At 64.8% G+C, this 18,763-nt stretch carries 17 protein-coding genes; 7 read left to right on the top strand and 10 right to left on the bottom strand.

Features of this window, described 5'->3' with window-relative positions; translation table 11 throughout:
- Positions 1-38: 38 nt before the first annotated feature.
- The 3 genes from IF690_RS28260 to IF690_RS28250 all read left to right on the top strand — a co-directional run bounded on the left by IF690_RS28260 (position 39) and on the right by IF690_RS28250 (position 2,847).
- Positions 39-1,064 (top strand): putative 2-aminoethylphosphonate ABC transporter substrate-binding protein, encoded by a 1,026-nt coding sequence (locus IF690_RS28260; protein ID WP_202698277.1) that lies wholly within the window; start codon positions 39-41, stop codon positions 1,062-1,064.
- Between the two features lie 95 nt (positions 1,065-1,159).
- The gene (locus IF690_RS28255) at positions 1,160-2,293 is read left to right on the top strand and encodes a TIGR03364 family FAD-dependent oxidoreductase (protein ID WP_202698276.1); all 1,134 of its coding nucleotides are present in this window, start codon (positions 1,160-1,162) and stop codon (positions 2,291-2,293) included.
- Positions 2,293-2,847 (top strand): phosphonate degradation HD-domain oxygenase, encoded by a 555-nt coding sequence (locus IF690_RS28250; protein ID WP_202698275.1) that lies wholly within the window; start codon positions 2,293-2,295, stop codon positions 2,845-2,847. The genes IF690_RS28255 and IF690_RS28250 overlap by 1 nt, the downstream gene beginning before the upstream one ends.
- Before the next feature lie 114 nt (positions 2,848-2,961).
- Here IF690_RS28250 and IF690_RS28245 read toward each other — a convergent pair whose 3' ends face one another.
- Both IF690_RS28245 and IF690_RS28240 read right to left on the bottom strand, forming a co-directional pair.
- A complete protein-coding gene (locus tag IF690_RS28245; RefSeq protein WP_202698274.1) occupies positions 2,962-4,350 on the bottom strand; it encodes a GTPase/DUF3482 domain-containing protein in 1,389 nt (462 codons plus the stop codon).
- On the bottom strand, positions 4,343-5,722 hold the full coding sequence (locus tag IF690_RS28240; protein WP_202698273.1) for a DUF2868 domain-containing protein: 1,380 nt from the start codon (positions 5,720-5,722) through the stop codon (positions 4,343-4,345). The genes IF690_RS28245 and IF690_RS28240 overlap by 8 nt, the downstream gene beginning before the upstream one ends.
- Before the next feature lie 96 nt (positions 5,723-5,818).
- Here IF690_RS28240 and IF690_RS28235 point away from each other — a divergent pair, with 96 nt between their 5' ends.
- Entirely contained in the window at positions 5,819-6,331 is a 513-nt protein-coding gene (locus tag IF690_RS28235) for a dihydrofolate reductase (protein ID WP_202698272.1), read from the top strand.
- Between the two features lie 202 nt (positions 6,332-6,533).
- Here the strand turns inward: IF690_RS28235 and IF690_RS28230 are convergent, their stop codons facing one another.
- Positions 6,534-7,925: an L-cystine transporter gene (locus IF690_RS28230; RefSeq protein WP_202698271.1), complete on the bottom strand. Its 1,392-nt coding sequence runs from the start codon at positions 7,923-7,925 to the stop codon at positions 6,534-6,536.
- 239 nt (positions 7,926-8,164) lie between these two features.
- Here IF690_RS28230 and IF690_RS28225 point away from each other — a divergent pair, with 239 nt between their 5' ends.
- The gene (locus IF690_RS28225) at positions 8,165-9,220 is read left to right on the top strand and encodes an HAD family hydrolase (RefSeq protein WP_202698270.1); all 1,056 of its coding nucleotides are present in this window, start codon (positions 8,165-8,167) and stop codon (positions 9,218-9,220) included.
- Positions 9,221-9,376: 156 nt separating this feature from the next.
- On the opposite strand, the gene ilvD is transcribed toward IF690_RS28225, so the two are convergent.
- The 3 genes from ilvD to IF690_RS28210 form a co-directional block, all read right to left on the bottom strand.
- On the bottom strand, positions 9,377-11,218 hold the full coding sequence (gene ilvD, locus IF690_RS28220) for a dihydroxy-acid dehydratase (protein WP_202698269.1): 1,842 nt from the start codon (positions 11,216-11,218) through the stop codon (positions 9,377-9,379).
- A gap of 346 nt (positions 11,219-11,564) precedes the next feature.
- A complete protein-coding gene (locus IF690_RS28215) occupies positions 11,565-12,023 on the bottom strand; it encodes an REP-associated tyrosine transposase (RefSeq protein ID WP_202698268.1) in 459 nt (152 codons plus the stop codon).
- 210 nt (positions 12,024-12,233) lie between these two features.
- Entirely contained in the window at positions 12,234-13,430 is a 1,197-nt protein-coding gene (locus tag IF690_RS28210; protein WP_023967968.1) for a class I SAM-dependent rRNA methyltransferase, read from the bottom strand.
- 264 nt (positions 13,431-13,694) lie between these two features.
- Here IF690_RS28210 and IF690_RS28205 point away from each other — a divergent pair, with 264 nt between their 5' ends.
- Both IF690_RS28205 and mutM read left to right on the top strand, forming a co-directional pair.
- On the top strand, positions 13,695-14,507 hold the full coding sequence (locus IF690_RS28205) for an HDOD domain-containing protein (RefSeq protein ID WP_202701761.1): 813 nt from the start codon (positions 13,695-13,697) through the stop codon (positions 14,505-14,507).
- A 34-nt stretch (positions 14,508-14,541) separates the two neighbouring features.
- A complete protein-coding gene (mutM, locus tag IF690_RS28200) occupies positions 14,542-15,354 on the top strand; it encodes a bifunctional DNA-formamidopyrimidine glycosylase/DNA-(apurinic or apyrimidinic site) lyase (protein WP_202698267.1) in 813 nt (270 codons plus the stop codon).
- 128 nt (positions 15,355-15,482) lie between these two features.
- Here mutM and IF690_RS28195 read toward each other — a convergent pair whose 3' ends face one another.
- The 4 genes from IF690_RS28195 to IF690_RS28180 form a co-directional block, all read right to left on the bottom strand.
- Entirely contained in the window at positions 15,483-15,734 is a 252-nt protein-coding gene (locus IF690_RS28195) for a YfhL family 4Fe-4S dicluster ferredoxin (protein ID WP_007921257.1), read from the bottom strand.
- 157 nt (positions 15,735-15,891) lie between these two features.
- Positions 15,892-16,371, bottom strand: a complete 480-nt coding sequence (gene coaD / locus IF690_RS28190) for a pantetheine-phosphate adenylyltransferase (protein WP_202698266.1) — start codon at positions 16,369-16,371, stop codon at positions 15,892-15,894.
- 115 nt (positions 16,372-16,486) lie between these two features.
- Complete coding sequence (locus tag IF690_RS28185; protein WP_202698265.1) at positions 16,487-18,082, bottom strand: GMC family oxidoreductase; 1,596 nt, start codon at positions 18,080-18,082, stop codon at positions 16,487-16,489.
- A 114-nt stretch (positions 18,083-18,196) separates the two neighbouring features.
- Positions 18,197-18,742: a twin-arginine translocation pathway signal protein gene (locus tag IF690_RS28180; protein WP_202698264.1), complete on the bottom strand. Its 546-nt coding sequence runs from the start codon at positions 18,740-18,742 to the stop codon at positions 18,197-18,199.
- Positions 18,743-18,763: the final 21 nt, after the last annotated feature.

The raw sequence follows: 18,763 nt of genomic DNA, 5'->3' as shown, positions 1-18,763 counted from the left end.
ATCTGTCCAACCCCACTACCACAGAAAGGAACCGCACCATGTTCAAGCCCTTGGCTGTTGCCGCTGCTGTCCTCACTGCTGTCAGCATGAACGCCTTTGCCGCGAAGACTGAACTGACCGTCTATACCGCCCTCGAGGCCGAGCAACTGAAGAGCTACAAGCAGGCCTTCGAAGCCGCCAACCCGGACGTGGAAATCAAATGGGTGCGCGATTCCACCGGGATCATCACCGCCAAGCTGCTGGCGGAAAAAGCCCGGCCGCAGGCGGACGCGGTGTGGGGCCTGGCGGCCTCCAGCCTGGCGATCCTCGATCAGCAGGGCATGCTGCAAGGCTATGCGCCGAAGGACCTGGGCAAGATCGGCGGCAACTACCGCGACGCCGCCAACCCACCGGCCTGGGTCGGCATGGACGTCTGGGCCGCGACCATCTGCTTCAACACCGTCGAGGCCGAAAAGCAGGGCCTGGCCAAGCCGGTAAGCTGGCAGGACCTGACCAAGCCTGAGTACAGGGGCAAGATCGTCATGCCCAACCCGGCTTCGTCCGGCACCGGCTTCCTCGACGTCAGCGCCTGGTTGCAGACCTTCGGCGAGAAGCAGGGCTGGCAGTACATGGACGAGCTGCACCAGAACATCGGCCAGTACGTCCACTCCGGTTCCAAGCCGTGCAAGCTGGCGGCGGCCGGTGAATTCCCGATCGGCATCTCTTTCGAATACCCGGCCGTGCAGCTCAAGCGCCAGGGCGCGCCGCTGGACATCGTGCTGCCGAAGGAAGGCCTGGGCTGGGAAATCGAAGCCACCGCGGTGATCAAGGGCACCCCTCATGAAGACGCCGCGAAGAAGCTCGCCGACTTCTCCGCCAGCCCCGCGGCCATGGAGCTGTACAAGGAAAACTTCGCCGTCCTGGCCCAGCCGGGGATCGCCAAGCCGCAGACCGAACTGCCGGCCGACTACGAGCAGCGCCTGATCAAGAACGACTTCGCCTGGGCCTCGAAGAACCGCGACCAGATCCTCGCCGAATGGCGCAAACGGTATGACGGCAAGTCCGAGAAGGTCGCCGCCCAGTAACCGACAGACCCTGTCGCGGGCCAGCCTCTTTTCTGTAGGCGCGAGGCTGGCCCGCGATTCGACCTCGCCGAGGTCATTGCCCAAGGACCATACACATGAGCAACCACAACGACCTGCTGATCGTCGGCGCCGGCATCCTCGGGCTGTCCCATGCCTATGCCGCGGCCAAGCGCGGTTTGCGGGTCAGGGTTTTCGAGCGCAGCGCCACGCCCCTGGGCGCGTCGGTGCGCAATTTCGGCCAGGCCCTGGTGACCGGCCAGCCGCCTGGGGTGATGCTCGAGCTGGCCAAGGCCAGTCGCGGCATCTGGGGTGACTGGGCCGGACTGGCCGGCCTGCCGCTCAAGCGCAACGGCTCTTACCTGTTCGCCCGCACCGAGGCCGAAGAGCAATTGCTGCAGGCCTTCTGCGCCGGACGCGCCCGGGAACACGGCTACCGCGTCGAACTGCTGCGCGGCGCGGCCTTGAACGATCTGTACGGCGGCCGCTTCCGTCATCATCGCGCGGCGCTGCACGGCCTGGACGACCAGCAGCTGTACTCCCGGGAAGCCATCCCGATGCTGATCGACTACCTGCGCCGCGACCTTAAGGTGGAGTTTCATTTCTCCACCCTGGTGCGCGACATCGAGCCCGGCCAATTGCACAGCACCGCCGGCAGCTTTCGCGCGGCGCAGATCCTGGTCTGTTCCGGGCATGACTACCAGACCCTGTTGGCTGAGCCGATTGCCGCGCTGGCGCCGCAGGTCTGTCGCCTGCAAATGCTCCGCGCCCGGCCCGAGGTGCAACTGGACCTGCAACACGCGCTGCTCACCGGCCTGAGCTGCGTGCATTACGGCGCCTTTGCCGACCTGCCCGAGGCGGCGGCGGTGCGGGCGCAGATCCTGCGGGACGCGCCGCACCTGCACGAAAACGGCATCCACCTGCTGATCAGCCCGACGCCCTATGGCGAGCTGATCATCGGCGACTCCCACCATTACGGCAGCGACCCGTCGCCGTTCAATGCCGAACAGGTGGACAACTGGATGCTCGAACTGGTCGAGCACACCCTGGGCTGCAAGGTGCAGGTGATCGAGCGCTGGCAGGGTGTCTATGGCGCCCGCGGCCCGGCGCCGTTCTCGTTCCTGCGCCCGGCCGCCGGGGTCAGCGCGGCCCTGATGCACAGCGGCGTGGGCATGAGCGTCGGCCCGGCCATGGCCGAGGGCAATATCGCCCGTTTGCTGGAGGAAGCCTGATGCGGCCTGAGCAGCGGATCGCCGAGGTGTTCGGCCTGTACGAGCGTTTTGGCGACAGCGACTACATCGGCGAGCCGGTGTCGCAGATCGAACACATGTCCCAGGCCGCGCAACTGGCCATGGCCGAGGGTTTCGACGACGAAGTGGTGCTGGCGGCGTTCTTCCACGATATCGGGCATATCTGTGCGCAGGATGGCGAGAACATGGGCGGTTTCGGCGTGGTCAGCCATGAACGGCTGGGCGCCGACTACCTGCGCCGCGCCGGTTTCAGTGAGCGCCTGGCGCGGCTGGTGGAATACCACGTGCAGGCCAAGCGTTACCTGACCTTCAAGGAGCCGGGCTACTACGAGCGGCTCAGCCAAGCCAGCCGGCGCACCCTGCAATACCAGGGCGGAGTGATGAGCGCCGAGGAGGCCCGGGCCTTCGAACAGGACCCGCTGTGCGCGGTCAGCCTGCGCCTGCGCCATTGGGACGAACAGGCCAAGGAGCTGTGGGTGCCGGTGATGGATTTGCAGGTGCTCAAGGACAAGGCGGCGCGTTTGCTGAACGCATAATCTGTAGCCGCTGCCGCAGGCTGCGATCGACCGGAACGGTCGCAGGTTTCTCACTGACGCAGGAAGGCCTGACGGCCTTATCGCAGCCTGCGGCAGCGGCTACAGATGGATGACCTAATCCCCGACCACCAGCTTCTGCGCCAACACCTCGATCTGCTCCTGGCGCTCGGCCTGGCTCAGGCGCGGCGCCGGGTTCAGTGACGACCACTGCGGGTGGGCGCGGGCCTTGTTCAGCGCCTCCGGCAGCTTGCCCTCGCGCCAGCTCTGGTCCTGGGGCGTGGCCAGCTGGATGCTGCCCAACGCCGCATGACCGCGTACATTCAGCGCCTGCACCAGTTGCCGCTGGCGCAGGGCCAACAGGCGCAGCACGCTGTCGTCCACGGTCAGCTCGCGCTGGCCCTTGAGCTTGCCCAGCAAGCGGCCGCCGTAGCTGCGGGCGGTTTGCAGCGCGCCACCGGCAATTGCCCCGGCCAGGGCCGCCGCGCCCAGGGTCAGGCCGCCCACCAGCAGGTCGACGCCAGCCCCGGCCGCCGCGCCGGCGGCGATCCCGCCACCGACCCGCACCCCCAATTGCTTGAGGGTTTCCGGGTTGAACAGGTCATCGCCCCAACGCCCGTCGAGCAGCGGCACATCGCTGGCGGCGGCATCCTGCGGGCGGAAGGCGTAGAGCTTGAGCAGCGCCTCGACGCAACGCTGTTCGCGCTGGCGCACGGCCTTGCGCAGTTCGCCGATGGCCTGCTGTTCCTGCTCGGCCTCGCTGACCACGCTGCGCCGGCAGGCGGCGCAATCGATCAGCAGTTCGGCGATCAGCCGCGCGGCGCTCTGCTGGCGGGCCAGGCGTTGCGCCTGCTGGTCGGCGATCAGGCGTTCCAGCTGCGGCCGCGAGCTTTCCAGGAGCAACGCCAGGCTTTCATACAGCCGCCGCTCGCCGTCTTCCGGCGGCGCCACGCTGTCGAACCGCACCAGCGCGTGCAGGCCCAGGCGGGCCAGGGCTTCGCGCCAGTGCGGCTCGCGATGGTCGGCGCTACTGACGAAATTCAGCACCGGCAGCAGCGGCTTGCCGCAGCTGGCGAGGACTGCCAGTTCGTCGCGGTACTTGGCCAGTACCGGCTCGCGGGCGTCGATCACATACAGCCCGGCGTCGGAGTCCAGCAGCTGGCGCAGCACCTTGGCTTCCTGTTCGAAACGCTGGCGCGCCTCGCTGCCTTCGAGAAACCGCGCCAGGCGGGCCGGGCCATCCAGGCGCTCGCCGGGGTGTTCCAGGCGTTCCAGGTAATCGAGCAGGGCGATGGCGTCTTCCAGGCCGGGGGTGTCGTACAGGTCGAGCAGCGGCTCGCCGTCCACCGACAGCCGCGCGCCCTCGACATGGCGGGTGGTGCTGGGGCGATGGGAGACCTCGCCGAAGCCGACGTCCCGGGTCAGGGTGCGCAACAGGGAGGTCTTGCCGACGTTGGTGTGGCCGACCACCGCCAGCTTCAACGGCGGTTTGCGAGGATCAGTCATGCCCGGTCTCCAGCCAGTTCAGCGGCGCGCAGTCGGCGAACGGCAGTTCCAGTTGTTGCAGGGCTACATGCCAGTCACCCAGGCGTTCGGCATCCAGCGCCTGGCCCGGCGGCGCCTGCAATAGCCAGACCCGGGTGGCAGTGGCGCTGCGGGCCAGCTCGGCGATCAGCGCCAGGCTGCCACGGTCCGGCGAGCGCCGTGGATCGCAGGCGATGGCCAGGCGCGCCGGCGGAAAGCGGCTCATCTGTTCCAGCAGCTTGTGCCGGGATTCGCGACTGTCGAGGATGCCGGCGTCTTTCACCGTGGCCGGCAATGGCGGTGGCCAGGGGCGCTGGTCGTCCAGTTCGATGGCCACCAGCAGGGCGCCATCGCTGTCCTGCGCGCTGACGCCGCCTTCGACGCGGTGCAGCAAGTCGGGGGCGGCATCGTTGATCCCCAGGCGTTCGCTGCTGGGCATCAGTGCTTCGCGCAGTTGGCTGTAGCCGGGGAGGTTGAGGTCCAGTTGCAGGCGCGCCTGCCCATGCTTCCAGCGCCAGCGACAGAGCAGCATCAACACCAGGCGCGGCAGCACGCCGTAAATGATCAGCGAACCCACCAGCCAGACGGCCCACATCTGGCGCACCTGTTCAGTGTTGTAAACGTCCCGGGTGCTGGCGTGAATCATCTCTACGGTCGGTACCCCGAAACCGATGGCCCGAGGCAAGGCGCTGAGGGCATTGGTGATGGCCACGAAGGCATCCGCGCCAAGCAGGGTGCTTTCCCAATAGAACCCGTAGCGCCGGGTGATCAGCAGCATCAGCAGGATCGTCACGGCGCTGAGCAGGGCCAGCAGCCACAGGCCGTTGACCAGGGTGCCGATGGCCCAGCGATTGAGTTTGCGCCGTTGCAGCAACAGCAGCAGGGCGGGTGCCAACTGCGCGGCCTTGGCGTCGCGGGCGAGCCTGGCGCTGAGCCACAGCCACAGGCGGCCGAGGCTGGCGCCGTGTTCGCCGGCGAACAGCAGGCCCAGGGCCCAGCTCAGCAGCAGGATCAGGTTGAGGCCGAGCAGGCTGCCCAGGGCCCAGAACACATTGACCGGCGCCTGCCCGTTGCCCAGGGCGGCGAAGGCCAGGCCGGCGCCGCTGACGACGGCCAGCAGCGCCAGCAGCATCAACGCCAGGCGCGCGCCCTGGACCCAGTGGCGCAGCGCGGCGGCCAGGCCGTCGCGTTCGGCCAGCCACAACGCGCGGTATTGGAGGCGGCTCGCCAGGTCGCCGCCAGCGGTGCGCGCCAGGCGATTGGCTTCCTGGTCCTCCAGGGCGCCGGCGTGTTCTTCACGCAGGCGTATGGCTTCGGTGAGCCAGAGTTTTTCCAGTGGGGTCAGTGCTGTCACACGTCATTCCGTTGCTCAAATGAGGGGTGAGCATAACCGCTGTCACGCTGATCGGGGTACGTTGCGGGGCACCGAGCCTCTGGTATCCTCGCCGGCATGAAAAAATCTCTCCCTCTCAGCCTGATCGCGGCCCTCGGTGAAAACCGCGTGATCGGCGTCGACAACAGCATGCCCTGGCACTTGCCGGGGGATTTCAAATACTTCAAGGCCACCACCCTGGGCAAGCCGATCATCATGGGGCGCAAGACCTGGGATTCGCTGGGGCGTCCGCTGCCGGGGCGGCTGAATATAGTGGTCAGTCGCCAGGCCGACCTGCGGCTCGAAGGCGCCGAGGTGTACCCGTCGCTGGAAGCCGCAGTGGCGCGTGCCGAGGAATGGGCACTGGACCAGGGCGTTACCGAGCTGATGCTGATCGGCGGTGCGCAGCTCTATGCCCAGGGCCTGGAGCAGGCCGATCGCCTGTACCTGACACGTGTGGCGTTGAGCCCGGAGGGCGATGCGTGGTTCCCGGAGTTCGATCAGCAGCAGTGGAAACTGGTGTCTGACGTGCCGAACCCGGCGGAAGGCGACAAGCCGGCCTACAGCTTCGAGGTGTGGGAGCGGGTTTAGCCCCGTAGCCCTGTAGCCGCTGCCGAGCTTGCGAGGCTGCGATCGAGGACGAAGTCCTCGCAAAACCCGAACACGCAGTGTTTCAGGAAGAACAGGTTGTCTGGTTTTACGACTGCTTCGCAGTCGATCGCAGCCTCGCGAGCTCGGCAGCGGCTACAGGTCGCAGCCCCGTTCCGGGCGTGAACCCGGAACGGGGCAGGAATCAGGCCTGTGCCAGCTCCGCATGCTCATCGGCCTCGAGCTTTTCTTTATCGGTCTGCTGCATGATCTGGCTGGTGATCGCACCGGCAGTCATCGAACCGCTGACGTTCAGTGCGGTACGGCCCATGTCGATCAGTGGCTCCACGGAAATCAGCAGCGCCACCAGGGACACCGGCAAGCCCATGGCCGGCAGCACGATCAGCGCGGCGAACGTCGCGCCACCGCCCACCCCGGCCACACCGGCCGAACTCAAGGTCACTATCGCCACCAGGGTCGCGATCCACAGCGGGTCCAGCGGGTCGATGCCCACGGTCGGGGCCACCATGACCGCCAGCATCGCCGGGTACAGGCCGGCGCAGCCGTTCTGGCCGATGGTCGCGCCGAACGAGGCGGCGAAGCTGGCGATGGACTGCGGAATGCCCAGGCGGCTGGTCTGTGCCTCGATGCTCAGCGGGATGGTCGCGGCGCTGGAGCGGCTGGTGAAGGCGAAGGTCAGCACCGGCCAGACCTTGCGGAAGAAGCGCAGCGGGTTGATCCCGGCCAGCGACACCAAAAGGCCGTGGACCACGAACATCAGGCCCAGGCCGATGTACGACACCACCACGAAACTGCCGAGCTTGATGATGTCCTGCAAGTTGGAGCTGGCGACCACCTTGGTCATCAGCGCCAGCACGCCGTAGGGGGTCAGCTTCATTACCAGGCGCACCAGGCGGGTGACCCAGGCTTGCAGGGTGTCGATGGCGTTGACCACTTTCTGGCCCTTGTCGGCGTCGTCCTTGAGCAGTTGCAGGGCGGCAATACCGAGGAAGGCGGCGAAGATCACCACGCTGATGATCGAGGTCGGCTTGGCCCGGGCCAGGTCGGCGAAAGGGTTCTGCGGAATGAACGACAGCAGCAGCTGCGGGATATTCAGGTCGGCGACCTTGCCTGCGTAATCGCTCTGGATCACCTGCAGGCGAGCCATTTCCTGGGTGCCGGCCACCAATCCTTCGGCGGTCAGGCCGAACAGGTTGGTCAGGGCGATGCCGATCACCGCGGCGATGGCGGTGGTGAAGAGCAGGGTGCCGATGGTCAGGAAGCTGATCTTGCCCAGGGACGAGGCGTTGTGCAGGCGTGCCACGGCGCTGAGGATCGAGGCGAACACCAGCGGGATCACGATCATCTGCAGCAGCTGCACGTAACCGTTGCCCACCAGGTCGAACCAGCCGATGGAGGTTTTCAGGATGGGGTTGCCGGCACCGTAGAGGCTGTGCAGGGCAACACCGAAGACCACGCCCAGCACCAGCGCCAGCAGGACCTTCTTGGCCAGGCTCCAGGTGGTGTGACGGGTTTGTGCCAGGCCCAGCAGCAAGGCGAGGAATACCAGCAGATTGAGGATCAGCGGCAGGTTCATTGAGGCTCCATAAGACTTGTGCCAATCGCTTGTGGCTGCGATTGCGAACCGGCAAGCCTAACAGCTTGATATCTAATGAATTAATATCAAAAACGCATTGAGACTGTCGTTTTTGGAATAAGCAACTGACGCTCAGACACATGCCGGTGGCGGAATCAGGACGCGGGCGGTCGCCCACAGGCGAGGATTGTCACAACGATTTGTTAGCGTCGATCTCTTTAAATCAGGGAGAAACGCCGATGAAACTCGCTCCGAAATTTCTGGTTGCCGCACTCTGCCTGGGCCTTGCCGGCCAGGTTCTCGCCACCGACTTGAAGCACTGGCCCGCGGACCAGGCCAAGCAACTGGACGCGATGATCGCGGCCAACGCCAACAAGGGTAACTACGCGGTGTTCGACATGGACAACACCAGTTACCGCTACGACCTGGAAGAGTCGCTGCTGCCGTTCATGGAGAACAAGGGCCTGATCACCCGTGAGACCCTCGACCCGTCCCTGAAACTGATGCCGTTCAAGGACACCGCCGAGCACAAGGAAAGCCTGTTCAGCTACTACTATCGCCTCTGTGAAATCGACGACATGGTCTGCTACCCCTGGGTGGCGCAGGTGTTCTCCGGCTTCACCCTCAAGGAGCTCAAGGGCTACGTCGACGAGCTGATGGCCTCCGGCAAACCGGTGCCGGCCACTTATTTCGAAGGCGACGTGGTCAAGAACACCGAGATCAATCCGCCGAAAATCTTCACCGGCCAGAAGGAGCTGTACAACAAGCTGATGGAGAACGGCATCGAGGTCTACGTGATGACCGCCGCCTCCGAGGAACTGGTGCGCATGGTCGCGTCCGATCCGAAGTACGGCTACAACGTCAAGCCGCAGAACGTCATCGGCGTGACCATGCTGCTCAAGGACCGCAAGACTGGCGAGCTGACCACCGCGCGCAAGCAGATCAGCGCCGGCAAATATGACGAGAAGGCCAACCTCGGCCTGGAACTGACCCCTTACCTGTGGACCCCGGCGACCTGGATGGCCGGCAAGCACGCGGCGATCCTGACCTACATCGATGAGTGGAAAAAACCGGTGCTGGTGGGCGGCGACACCCCGACCAGCGACGGCTACATGCTGTTCCACGATGTCGACGTGGCCAAGGGCGGCATCCACCTGTGGGTCAACCGCAAGGACAAGTACATGGCCCAGATCAACGGCATGATGGCCAAGCACGCCGCGGCCCAGGCCAAGGAAGGGCTGCCGGTGACGGCGGACAAGAACTGGGTGATCGTCAAGCCGGAGGATATCCAGTAAGACCGGGTTGAACCTATCGCAGGCAAGCCTCGCCCCTACAGAATCACGCGAAGCCTGTAGGAGCGAGCTTGCTCGCGAAAGGCCTCGCAGAGGCCGCTCTCCCAGGCAAAAAATGCCCCGCTCAAGGCGGGGCATTTTCATTTCAGCAGCTGGCGATCACAGGCCTTCGAGCAGTGCCTTGTTGCGCACCGCGCCCTTGTCGGCGCTGGTGGCCAGCAGGGCGTAGGCTTTCAGGGCGGTGGTCACCTTGCGTGGGCGTTTTTCCACTGGCTTCCAGCCTTTCTTGTCCTGCTCGACCCGGCGCGCGGCCAGTTCTTCGTCGCTGACCAACAGGTTGATCGAGCGGTTCGGAATGTCGATCAGCACCTTGTCGCCGTCCTGGACCAGGCCGATGGCGCCGCCCGCGGCAGCTTCCGGCGAGGCGTGGCCGATGGACAGGCCCGAGGTGCCGCCGGAGAAGCGGCCGTCGGTCAGCAGGGCGCAGGCTTTGCCCAGGCCCTTGGACTTCAGGTAGGAGGTCGGGTAGAGCATTTCCTGCATGCCCGGGCCGCCTTTCGGACCTTCGTAGCGAATGATGACGATGTCGCCTTCCTTCACTTCGTCGGCGAGGATGCCGCGCACCGCGCTGTCCTGGCTTTCGAAGATCTTCGCGTTGCCTTCGAAGACGTGGATCGACTCGTCGACGCCGGCGGTCTTCACCACGCAGCCGTCCAAGGCGATGTTGCCGTACAGCACGGCCAGGCCGCCTTCTTTCGAGTAGGCGTGCTCGACGCTGCGGATGCAGCCGTTTTCACGGTCGTCGTCGAGGCTCGGCCAGCGGGTCGACTGGCTGAACGCGGTCTGGGTCGGGATGCCGGCCGGGCCTGCCTTGAAGAAGTGGTGCACCGCTTCATCCGTGGTCTGGGTGATGTCCCACTTGGCGATGGCTTCTTCCATGCTGCGGCTGTGCACGGTCGGCAGGTCGGTGTGCAGCAGGCCGCCACGGGCCAGCGAACCGAGGATGCTGAAGATGCCGCCGGCGCGGTGCACGTCTTCCATGTGGTACTTCTGGATGTTCGGCGCGACCTTGCACAGTTGCGGCACCTTGCGCGACAGGCGATCGATGTCACGCAGGTCGAAGTCGATCTCGGCTTCCTGGGCGGCGGCCAGCAAGTGCAGGATGGTGTTGGTCGAACCGCCCATGGCGATGTCGAGCATCATGGCGTTCTCGAACGCCTTGAAGTTGGCGATGTTGCGCGGCAGTACCGATTCGTCGTTCTCGCCGTAGTAGCGTTTGCACAGTTCGACGATGGTGCGGCCGGCTTGCAGGAACAGCTGTTCGCGGTCGCTGTGGGTGGCCAGGGTCGAACCGTTGCCCGGCAGGGCCAGCCCCAGGGCTTCGGTCAGGCAGTTCATCGAGTTGGCGGTGAACATGCCGGAGCAGGAACCGCAGGTCGGGCAGGCGCTGCGCTCGTACTCGGCGACCTTCTCGTCAGAAGCGCTGGAGTCGGCGGCGATCACCATGGCGTCGACCAGGTCGAGGCCGTGGGAGGCGAGCTTGGTCTTGCCGGCTTCCATCGGGCCGCCGGAGACGAAGATCACCGGGATGTTCAGGCGCAGGGCGGCCATCAGCATGCCGGGGGTGATCTTGTCGCAGTTGGAGATGCAGACGATGGCGTCGGCGCAGTGGGCGTTGACCATGTATTCCACGGAGTCGGCGATGATCTCGCGGCTCGGCAGCGAATACAGCATGCCGTCGTGGCCCATGGCGATGCCGTCATCCACGGCGATGGTGTTGAATTCCTTGGCCACGCCGCCGGCGCGTTCGATTTCGCGGGCGACCAGCTGGCCCAGGTCCTTGAGGTGCACATGGCCCGGTACGAACTGGGTGAAGGAGTTGGCAATGGCGATGATCGGCTTCTTGAAGTCGTCATCTTTCATCCCCGTGGCGCGCCACAGTGCGCGGGCGCCGGCCATGTTGCGGCCGTGGGTGGATGTTTTCGAGCGGTAATCAGGCATGGAGCACTCCGGGCGGCTAATCAGGTAACAAATGGGGAGTGAGCTTCTATTGACCTCTGGAACACTCAGAAATGGCCGTGTGTCCTGAAGCTGCCGACGACGCCGCGGGATCGCCGCGCGCCTCGGCCTGAGCTCATAAACCCGCCGGGGGATGACTGGCGATGAATCTCGCGATTCTACACCGCTGGCGCCAGGAAGGAATGGTGCGAAATGCTGTGGCAGGACGGGTGACCTGTAGCTGTAGGAGCGAGCTTGCTCGCGAAGGACGTCAACGATGAGGCAGGCAGGATATGTGCGGCGTCCTTGAGTTTTTTCGCGAGCAAGCTCGCTACAGGGGATTCGTGGCTCAGAGCCAGATGGCATCCCACAACGGATAGTCGCCGATGCGCCGGACCAGCCCCGCGCGCAGCGGGTTGGCGATGAGGTAGCGGGCCATGGCTTTCAGGTCTTCGTCGCGACGCAGTGCACGATCGAAATAGCCTTGCTGCCAGACGGGCTCCGAGCTTTCGCGGGTTCGGTTGACGGCTCTGGCGCTACGGGATTTGGTGGCTTGCATCAGTCGCGGCAGATCGCCGTTGTGCAGTTCGACCAGCCAGTGGAAATGGTCGGGCATCACCACCCAGGCCAGGGAGTTTGCCGTGCCCGATTGCTGGGCGCGCCTGAGCTCGTCGACCACCCGGCGGCCTAGATGCCAGTCATGGAAGATTGCCGAGCGGTTGCGGGTGACAGCGGTGAGCAGGTAGATACGACCCGACTCCGAATAACGACCGAGGCGCAGGCGATGGGCGTGGGGCGTGTTGGACATTCCGTTGTCCTCTTCGGTGGATGGAAGAGCAACGGTAGGTGCTGTGAAGAAGGCTGTCGCAGTGACAATGGGACTGGATGTATCTGTAGGAGCGAGCTTGCTCGCGAAAAACGTCAACGATAACGCGCCCGCCCTGCCGGATCGCGGTGCCTGATGTTTTTTCGCGAGCAAGCTCGCTCCTACAGTTTTTTGTGACGCCTTGTGTAGCGATTAGCTGTTAGGCAGCAGGCGGCAGGTGATGCTCTTGATGTAGCGGGTTTCCGGGATGGCCGGGTGTACTGGATGGTCCGGGCCCTGGCCGCCGCGTTCCAGCAGCTGGATATTGCGGTCCAGGTGGCGGGCGCTGGTGAGCAGGATGTTCTGCAGGTCGTCTTCCGGCAGGTGCATCGAGCACGAAGCGCTGACCAGGATGCCGTCCTTGCTCAGCAGGCGCATGGCCTGTTCGTTCAGGCGGCGGTAGGCGCCTTCGCCGTTCTTCAGGTCTTTCTTGCGTTTGATGAAGGCGGGCGGGTCGGCCACGATCACGTCGAAACGCTCTTCGGCGGCCTTGAGTTCTTTCAGGGCCTCGAACACGTCGCCTTCGATGCAGGTGACTTTCTCGGCGATGCCGTTCAATGCGGCATTGCGCTCAACACCATCGAGGGCGAAACCCGAGGCATCGACACAGAACACTTCGCTGGCACCGAAGGCGCCGGCCTGCACGCCCCAGCCGCCGATGTAGCTGAACAGGTCCAGCACGCGCTTGCCCTTGGCGTAAGGCGCCAGGCGGGCGCGGTTCATGCGGTGGTCGTAGAACCAGCCGGTTTTCTGGCCTTCCATCACCGGGGCCTCGAACTTCACGCCGTTCTCTTCCAGGGCGACCCACTCCGGCACCAGGCCGAACACGGTTTCCACGTAGCGGCCCAAGCCTTCGGCATCACGCGCGGCGGAGTCGTTCTTGAACAGGATGCCGCTGGGCTTGAGGACCTGGACCAGGGCGGCGATCACGTCGTCCTTGTGCTGTTCCATGGTTGCCGAAGCCAGTTGCACGACGAGGATGTCGCCGAAACGGTCGACCACCAGGCCCGGCAACAGGTCGGAGTCGCCGTAGACCAGGCGGTAGAACGGCTTGTCGAACAGACGCTCGCGCAGCGACAGGGCCACGTTCAGGCGGTGCACCAGCAGCGACTTGTCCAGCGCCAGCTTGGCGTCGCGCGACAGCAGGCGGGCGCAGATCAGGTTGTTCGGGCTCATGGCGACGACGCCCAGCGGCTTGCCGCCGGCGGCTTCCAGCACTGCCTGGTCGCCTGCCTTGAAGCCGTGGAGTGGGGTGGCGGCTACATCGATTTCGTTGCTGTAGACCCACAGGTGGCCGGCGCGCAGGCGGCGATCGGCGTTGGCTTTGAGGCGCAGGCTTGGCAGGGACATGACGTCGCTCCGGAAAAAAGAGCGGGAGTATAACGTGTTGCGCTCGCCGAGAGGCTGGCGAGTGGATATGCGGTGACAGGGCAGAGCAGCCGTGGATATCCCGCGCCTGGCCCGGCGTTGCCCTGAGGCGCCTGTTGTAAAGTTCCTTGCGGGTGGCCATGGGGGCTGTCTAAAGGGTTAGAATCGCCGCCTAGCCCAGAGTGCGTATCTATGTCCCAAGAGCTTTCCGCCGAACAGATTCAACAGGCCCTGCAAGGCATCAGCGTGCCGCCCCAACCGCAAATCATGGTGGATTTGCAGATGGAGCAGTACATGCCCGACCCTGACCTGGAAGTGATCGCGCGGCTGATCTCCCAGGACCCGGGCCTTTCCGGCGCCCTGCTGAAAATCGTCAACTCGCCGTATTACGGGCTGAGCAACAAGATCGCTTCGATCCAGCGTGCGGTGAACCTGCTGGGCAGCCGTTCGATCATCAACTTGATCAACGCGCAGTCGATCAAGGGCGAGATGAGCGACGAAACCATTGTCACCCTCAACCGCTTCTGGGACACCGCCCAGGATGTGGCGATGACCTGCCTGACCCTGGCCAAGCGCACCGGCTCGCAAGCGGTCGACGAGGCCTATGCCTTGGGGCTGTTCCACGATTGCGGCGTGCCGCTGATGCTCAAGCGCTTCCCCGACTACATGACGGTGCTGGAAGAGGCCTACGCCAGCGCGGACCCCGAGAACCGGGTGGTGGATACGGAAAACCGTGCGTTCAATACCAACCACGCCGTGGTCGGTTACTACACGGCCAAGTCCTGGCGCCTGCCGGAGCACGTGACCAACGCCATCGCCAATCACCACAACGCCCTGGCGATCTTCAGCGACGAGTCGTCGCGCAACAGCCAGCTGAAGAACCTGCTGGCGATCCTGAAAATGGCCGAGCATATCTGCGCGTCCTACCGGGTGCTGGGCAATCAGGTCGATGATCATGAATGGAACAGCATCGGCCATCTGATCCTCGATTACGTCGGCCTGTCCGACTACGACTTCGAGAACCTCAAGGAAACCGTGCGCGAACTGGGCGCGCACTGATTCCCGACCACGTTATAGAGCACACGAGGCGCACATGCCTGAATTACCGGAAGTCGAAACCACCCGGCGCGGTATCGCGCCGCACCTGGAAGGGCAGCGCGTCAGTCGCGTGATCGTGCGCGACCGGCGTCTGCGCTGGCCGATTCCGGAGGACCTCGATGTGCGCCTGTCCGGCCAGCAGATCGTCAAGGTCGAGCGCCGCGCCAAGTACCTGCTGATCAATGCCGAAGTCGGCACCCTGATCAGTCACCTGGGCATGTCGGGCAACTTGCGCCTGGTAGAGGTCGGCCTGCCGGCGGCCAAGCACGAGCACGTCGACATCGAACTGGAGTCCGGCCTGGCCCTGCGCTACACCGACCCGCGGCGCTTTGGCGCGATGCTCTGGAGCCTCGACCCGCTCAATCACGAGCTGCTGGTCCGCCTGGGGCCGGAGCCGCTGACCGACCTGTTCGACGGCGAGCGCTTGTATCAGCTGTCGCGGGGACGTTCGATGGCGGTCAAACCGTTCATCATGGACAACGCGGTGGTGGTGGGGGTGGGCAATATCTACGCGACCGAAGCGCTGTTCGCCGCCGGCATCGACCCACGCCGCGAAGCCAAGGGGATTTCCCGTGCGCGCTACCTGAAGCTGGCAATCGAGATCAAACGCATCCTGGCCGCGGCCATCGAGCGCGGCGGTACCACCTTGCGCGATTTTATCGGTGGCGACGGGCAACCCGGCTATTTCCAGCAGGAACTGTTCGTCTACGGGCGTGGTGGGGAACACTGCAAGGTCTGTGGCACGGGGCTGCGGGAGATCAAGCTGGGGCAACGTGCGAGCGTGTTCTGCCCTAAATGCCAGAGCTGATCGCCTGTAGCCGCTGCCGAAGGCTGCGATAGGTCCGCAGGACCTGTGGCGATCTTACTGGCGTCGCGGCCGTTTCGGTCGATCGCAGCCTTCGGCAGCGGCTACGGTCGCAAGTCTCGATGGCTGTGTTATGCCTTGCCGGTGATCTTCCGGTACTTGGCCATCAACTCTTCTTCGGTTTCCGGGTGGGCCTCGTCCAGCGGGATGCAATCCACCGGGCAGACCTGCTGGCATTGCGGCTCGTCATAGTGGCCGACACATTGGGTGCACAGGTTCGGGTCGATCACGTAGATCTCTTCGCCTTGAGAAATCGCGGCGTTCGGGCACTCGGGTTCGCAGACGTCGCAGTTGATGCAATCGTCGGTGATGATCAGGGACATGGGGCACTCCGGCCAGGGCGGCGGGCCCAGGCATTTGAAAAACCAATGGCGCAATTGTGCCGCATTGGCGAGCGCAGTGCACGCGGGGCTCGATGGGAGGGGCGTTTGCAGGTCGACTGCGCGGGAGCTGGCGCAGGCGGTGCCAGCTCCCGCGGGGTTATTTCTTGAAGCGCTGGGTCAGGGCGTCGGCCACGGCCGGGTGCACGAACTTGCTGATATCGCCACCCAATGCCGCGATTTCCCGGACCAGGGTCGAGGAAATGAACGAATAACGTTCAGACGGCGTGAGGAACAGGCTTTCCACGTCCGGCGCCAGTTGGCGGTTCATGTTGGCCAGCTGGAATTCGTATTCGAAGTCCGAAACCGCCCGCAGCCCCCGCAGGAAGACATTGGCGTTCTGCTCCTTGGCGAAATGCGCCAGCAGCGTGGAAAAACCGACGACTTCAACGTTCGGCAGATGCTTGGTGACCTCGCGAGCCAGCTCCACACGCTGTTCCAGGGGGAAAAGCGGGTTTTTCTTCGGGCTGGCGGCGACGGCGATGATCACATGATCGAACAGGCGCGAGGCGCGTTCGACCAGATCGCCATGGCCCTTGGTAATAGGGTCGAAGGTACCTGGGTACAACACTCGGTTCATCGCGTCGTCCTGGCGGGAGTCCGTTGGGGAGTCGGATGGTATCGCAGCCTTTCCGGTCGGCCAAGTCGCCTGTAACGGAAGAAAGCACTATAGACGACGAAAATAAGCGGCGTTTTCACCCGCTTTTCAGCCGTTCGGCCAGGGCCGTGGCCAGTTGCGCGGTCAGGCCGTAGACCGACAATTGCGGGTTGGCGCCGATGCTGGTGGGGAACAGCGAACCGTCGTGGATCGACAGATTGCTCAACTGGTGATGCCGGCCCAGGCTGTCGGCGACGGCGTTTTTCGGGTCTTCGCCCATGGCGCAACCGCCCATCACATGGGCGCTGCCCAGGCGAGTGCGGTACAGCGCAAGGTTCAGGCCGTCGATCAGCGTCCTGGCCTCGGCCAGGGTCGTCACGTAGCGGGCGTCGCTGTGCATCGGCATGACCGCCTTGGCGCCGCCGGCGAACTGGATCTCCGCCATGCTGTGAAAGGCCCGGCGCACGCCGTCCCAGGCGTAGTCCGAGACCTGGTAGTCGAGCACCGGCGAGCCGTCGCCGCGCAGTTCCACGCTGCCGCCGCTGCTGTCCGGGTGAAAGCCATCGCGCAGCAGCGCGAGCATGGCGTGGGTGTGGGGCAATTGCTGCATGTTCAGGGCGCTCTGCGGGCCGAAGCCGCCGAGCAGGGTGGCGGCCAGCGCCGGTTGCAGCGGCGGCACCTCAAGCTTGTAGGACATCTTGCCGGTGGCGCCGTCCTGCCACTGGAAGTGGTCGCAGTAGATTGATTGCGGCGCGCCGTAGAAGGGGTTGATCACCTGGTCGAACTGCCCGGCGGAGAAGTTCACCAGGTGCAGGAAGGTGCGTTTACCCAGGCGCTTGTGCGGGTCGGCTGCGTCGGAGCGCAGCAGCAGGGCCGGGCTGTTGATACCGCCACCGGCCAGCACGTAGTGCCGGGCCTTGACCTTGATGGTGCGCCCGGTGGGCGCCACGCAGCGCTCGTCCATGGCCAGGCAGAGCAGGCTTTCGACCTGGTCGCCCTTGATCTGCAGGCGCTCGGCGCGGGCCAGGTACAGCAGCTCGCCGCCTTTCTCCAGGGTCGCGGGAATGGTGGTGACCATCATCGACTGCTTGGCGTTGGTCGGGCAGCCCATGCCGCAATACCCAAGGTTCCAGCAGCCGCGCACGTTGCGTGGGATCACGTGCCAGCTGTAGCCGAGTTTCTCGCAGCCGAGCCTGATCACGTCGTTGTTGGCGTTGGGCGGCATGATCCACGGGGCGACCCCCAGGCGCTGCTCCATTTTTTCGAACCAGGGCGCCATCTCGGCCGGGCTGTGGCCCTTGACGCCGTGTTCCTTGGCCCAGTGCTCCAGGGTCGGCTCGGGTGTGCGGAAGCTGGAGGTCCAGTTGATCAAGGTGGTGCCGCCGACCGCGCGGCCCTGCAGGATGGTGATGGCGCCGTCCTTGTTCATGCGGCCGATGCCTTCCTGATAGAGAGTGGCGTAGGCCTGGTCCTCGAGCATCTTGAAGTCGTCGCTGGTCTTGAGCGGGCCTTCTTCGATCAGCAGCACCTTGTAGCCGGCGGCGCTGAGGATCTCGGCGCTGGTGCCGCCGCCCGCGCCGCTGCCGATGATGGCGACATCCGCTTCGAGGCTCAGGTCCTCCTGCAATTGCGAGCCATTGTAGGTTTTCCAGCCTCGGGCCAGGCCTTCGCGAAACAGATCGGGTACGGGCATATCAGGCGCTCTCTTGTTGTTCTGCATTTCTGCAGCCGCTGCCGCGGGCTGCCGATCGGCTGCAAAGCAAGCCCCTGTGGGGCTTATCGCAGCCTGCGGCAGCGGCTGTGGGTATCAGATCCTGGGCGGCCCGGGATAACCGCAATGGGCCCAGGACTCGGGGCGGCTGTACCAGGCCATCATCACCAGTTGCAGCAGGGACGCGTGGCTCATGCGCAGCAGGTTGAGGGAGCTGTTTTCCCAGCGCTTGAGAAAGTGCCGGATATCGTCGGCGCCGGCGTTTTCCCAACTGCCCCAGATGCCGGTCAGGGGGCCGCGGGTGATGCCCATGCCCAGCACGTCGAACAGCTGGCGGGTGAGCTTGAGCATTTCAGGCGACAGGTGGTCGAGGCTGTGATCCAGGCTTTTCAGGGTGGCGTCGAGCGCCGTCGGCAGCTTCTCGGCGGCCACGGCGCCGTCGAGCATGACCGGGATCAGCGCCCGCAGCACCGGCAGGTCGCTGCTGCGCAATGCGGCAAAACCGCTGGCCGCGGTGCCGGACGAGCAGCCGCTGAGGCTGGCACCGAGGCCGGCGGTGGTCAGGAACGCGCTGGCGCACAGGCCGATTCTCAACAGGCCACGGCGCGACAGTGTGGGGGCGGCAGGCAGGCTGGGGGTCATTATTGTTATTACCCGGCAATG

The sequence above is a fragment of the Pseudomonas sp. SK3(2021) genome, assembly GCF_016772375.1.
In the GTDB taxonomy this organism is placed as follows: Bacteria; Pseudomonadota; Gammaproteobacteria; order Pseudomonadales; family Pseudomonadaceae; genus Aquipseudomonas; species Aquipseudomonas chlororaphis_I.
The sequence above is the reverse complement of the archived record's forward strand: the minus strand, read 5'-3'. Positions and strand labels throughout refer to the sequence as shown.

Bases quoted from the DNA above. Each gene is read 5' to 3' on its own strand.
- IF690_RS28260 (WP_202698277.1), top strand. From the start codon at position 39: ATGTTCAAGCCCTTGGCTGTTGCCGCTGCTGTCCTCACTGCTGTCAGC.
- mutM (WP_202698267.1), top strand. From the start codon at position 14,542: ATGCCTGAATTACCGGAAGTCGAAACCACCCGGCGCGGTATCGCGCCG.
- ilvD (WP_202698269.1), bottom strand. From the start codon at position 11,218: ATGCCTGATTACCGCTCGAAAACATCCACCCACGGCCGCAACATGGCC.
- IF690_RS28250 (WP_202698275.1), top strand. From the start codon at position 2,293: ATGCGGCCTGAGCAGCGGATCGCCGAGGTGTTCGGCCTGTACGAGCGT.
- IF690_RS28230 (WP_202698271.1), bottom strand. From the start codon at position 7,925: ATGAACCTGCCGCTGATCCTCAATCTGCTGGTATTCCTCGCCTTGCTG.
- IF690_RS28210 (WP_023967968.1), bottom strand. From the start codon at position 13,430: ATGTCCCTGCCAAGCCTGCGCCTCAAAGCCAACGCCGATCGCCGCCTG.
- IF690_RS28255 (WP_202698276.1), top strand. From the start codon at position 1,160: ATGAGCAACCACAACGACCTGCTGATCGTCGGCGCCGGCATCCTCGGG.
- IF690_RS28185 (WP_202698265.1), bottom strand. From the start codon at position 18,082: ATGCCCGTACCCGATCTGTTTCGCGAAGGCCTGGCCCGAGGCTGGAAA.
- IF690_RS28180 (WP_202698264.1), bottom strand. From the start codon at position 18,742: ATGACCCCCAGCCTGCCTGCCGCCCCCACACTGTCGCGCCGTGGCCTG.
- coaD (WP_202698266.1), bottom strand. From the start codon at position 16,371: ATGAACCGAGTGTTGTACCCAGGTACCTTCGACCCTATTACCAAGGGC.
- IF690_RS28245 (WP_202698274.1), bottom strand. From the start codon at position 4,350: ATGACTGATCCTCGCAAACCGCCGTTGAAGCTGGCGGTGGTCGGCCAC.
- IF690_RS28215 (WP_202698268.1), bottom strand. From the start codon at position 12,023: ATGTCCAACACGCCCCACGCCCATCGCCTGCGCCTCGGTCGTTATTCG.
- IF690_RS28225 (WP_202698270.1), top strand. From the start codon at position 8,165: ATGAAACTCGCTCCGAAATTTCTGGTTGCCGCACTCTGCCTGGGCCTT.
- IF690_RS28195 (WP_007921257.1), bottom strand. From the start codon at position 15,734: ATGTCCCTGATCATCACCGACGATTGCATCAACTGCGACGTCTGCGAA.
- IF690_RS28235 (WP_202698272.1), top strand. From the start codon at position 5,819: ATGAAAAAATCTCTCCCTCTCAGCCTGATCGCGGCCCTCGGTGAAAAC.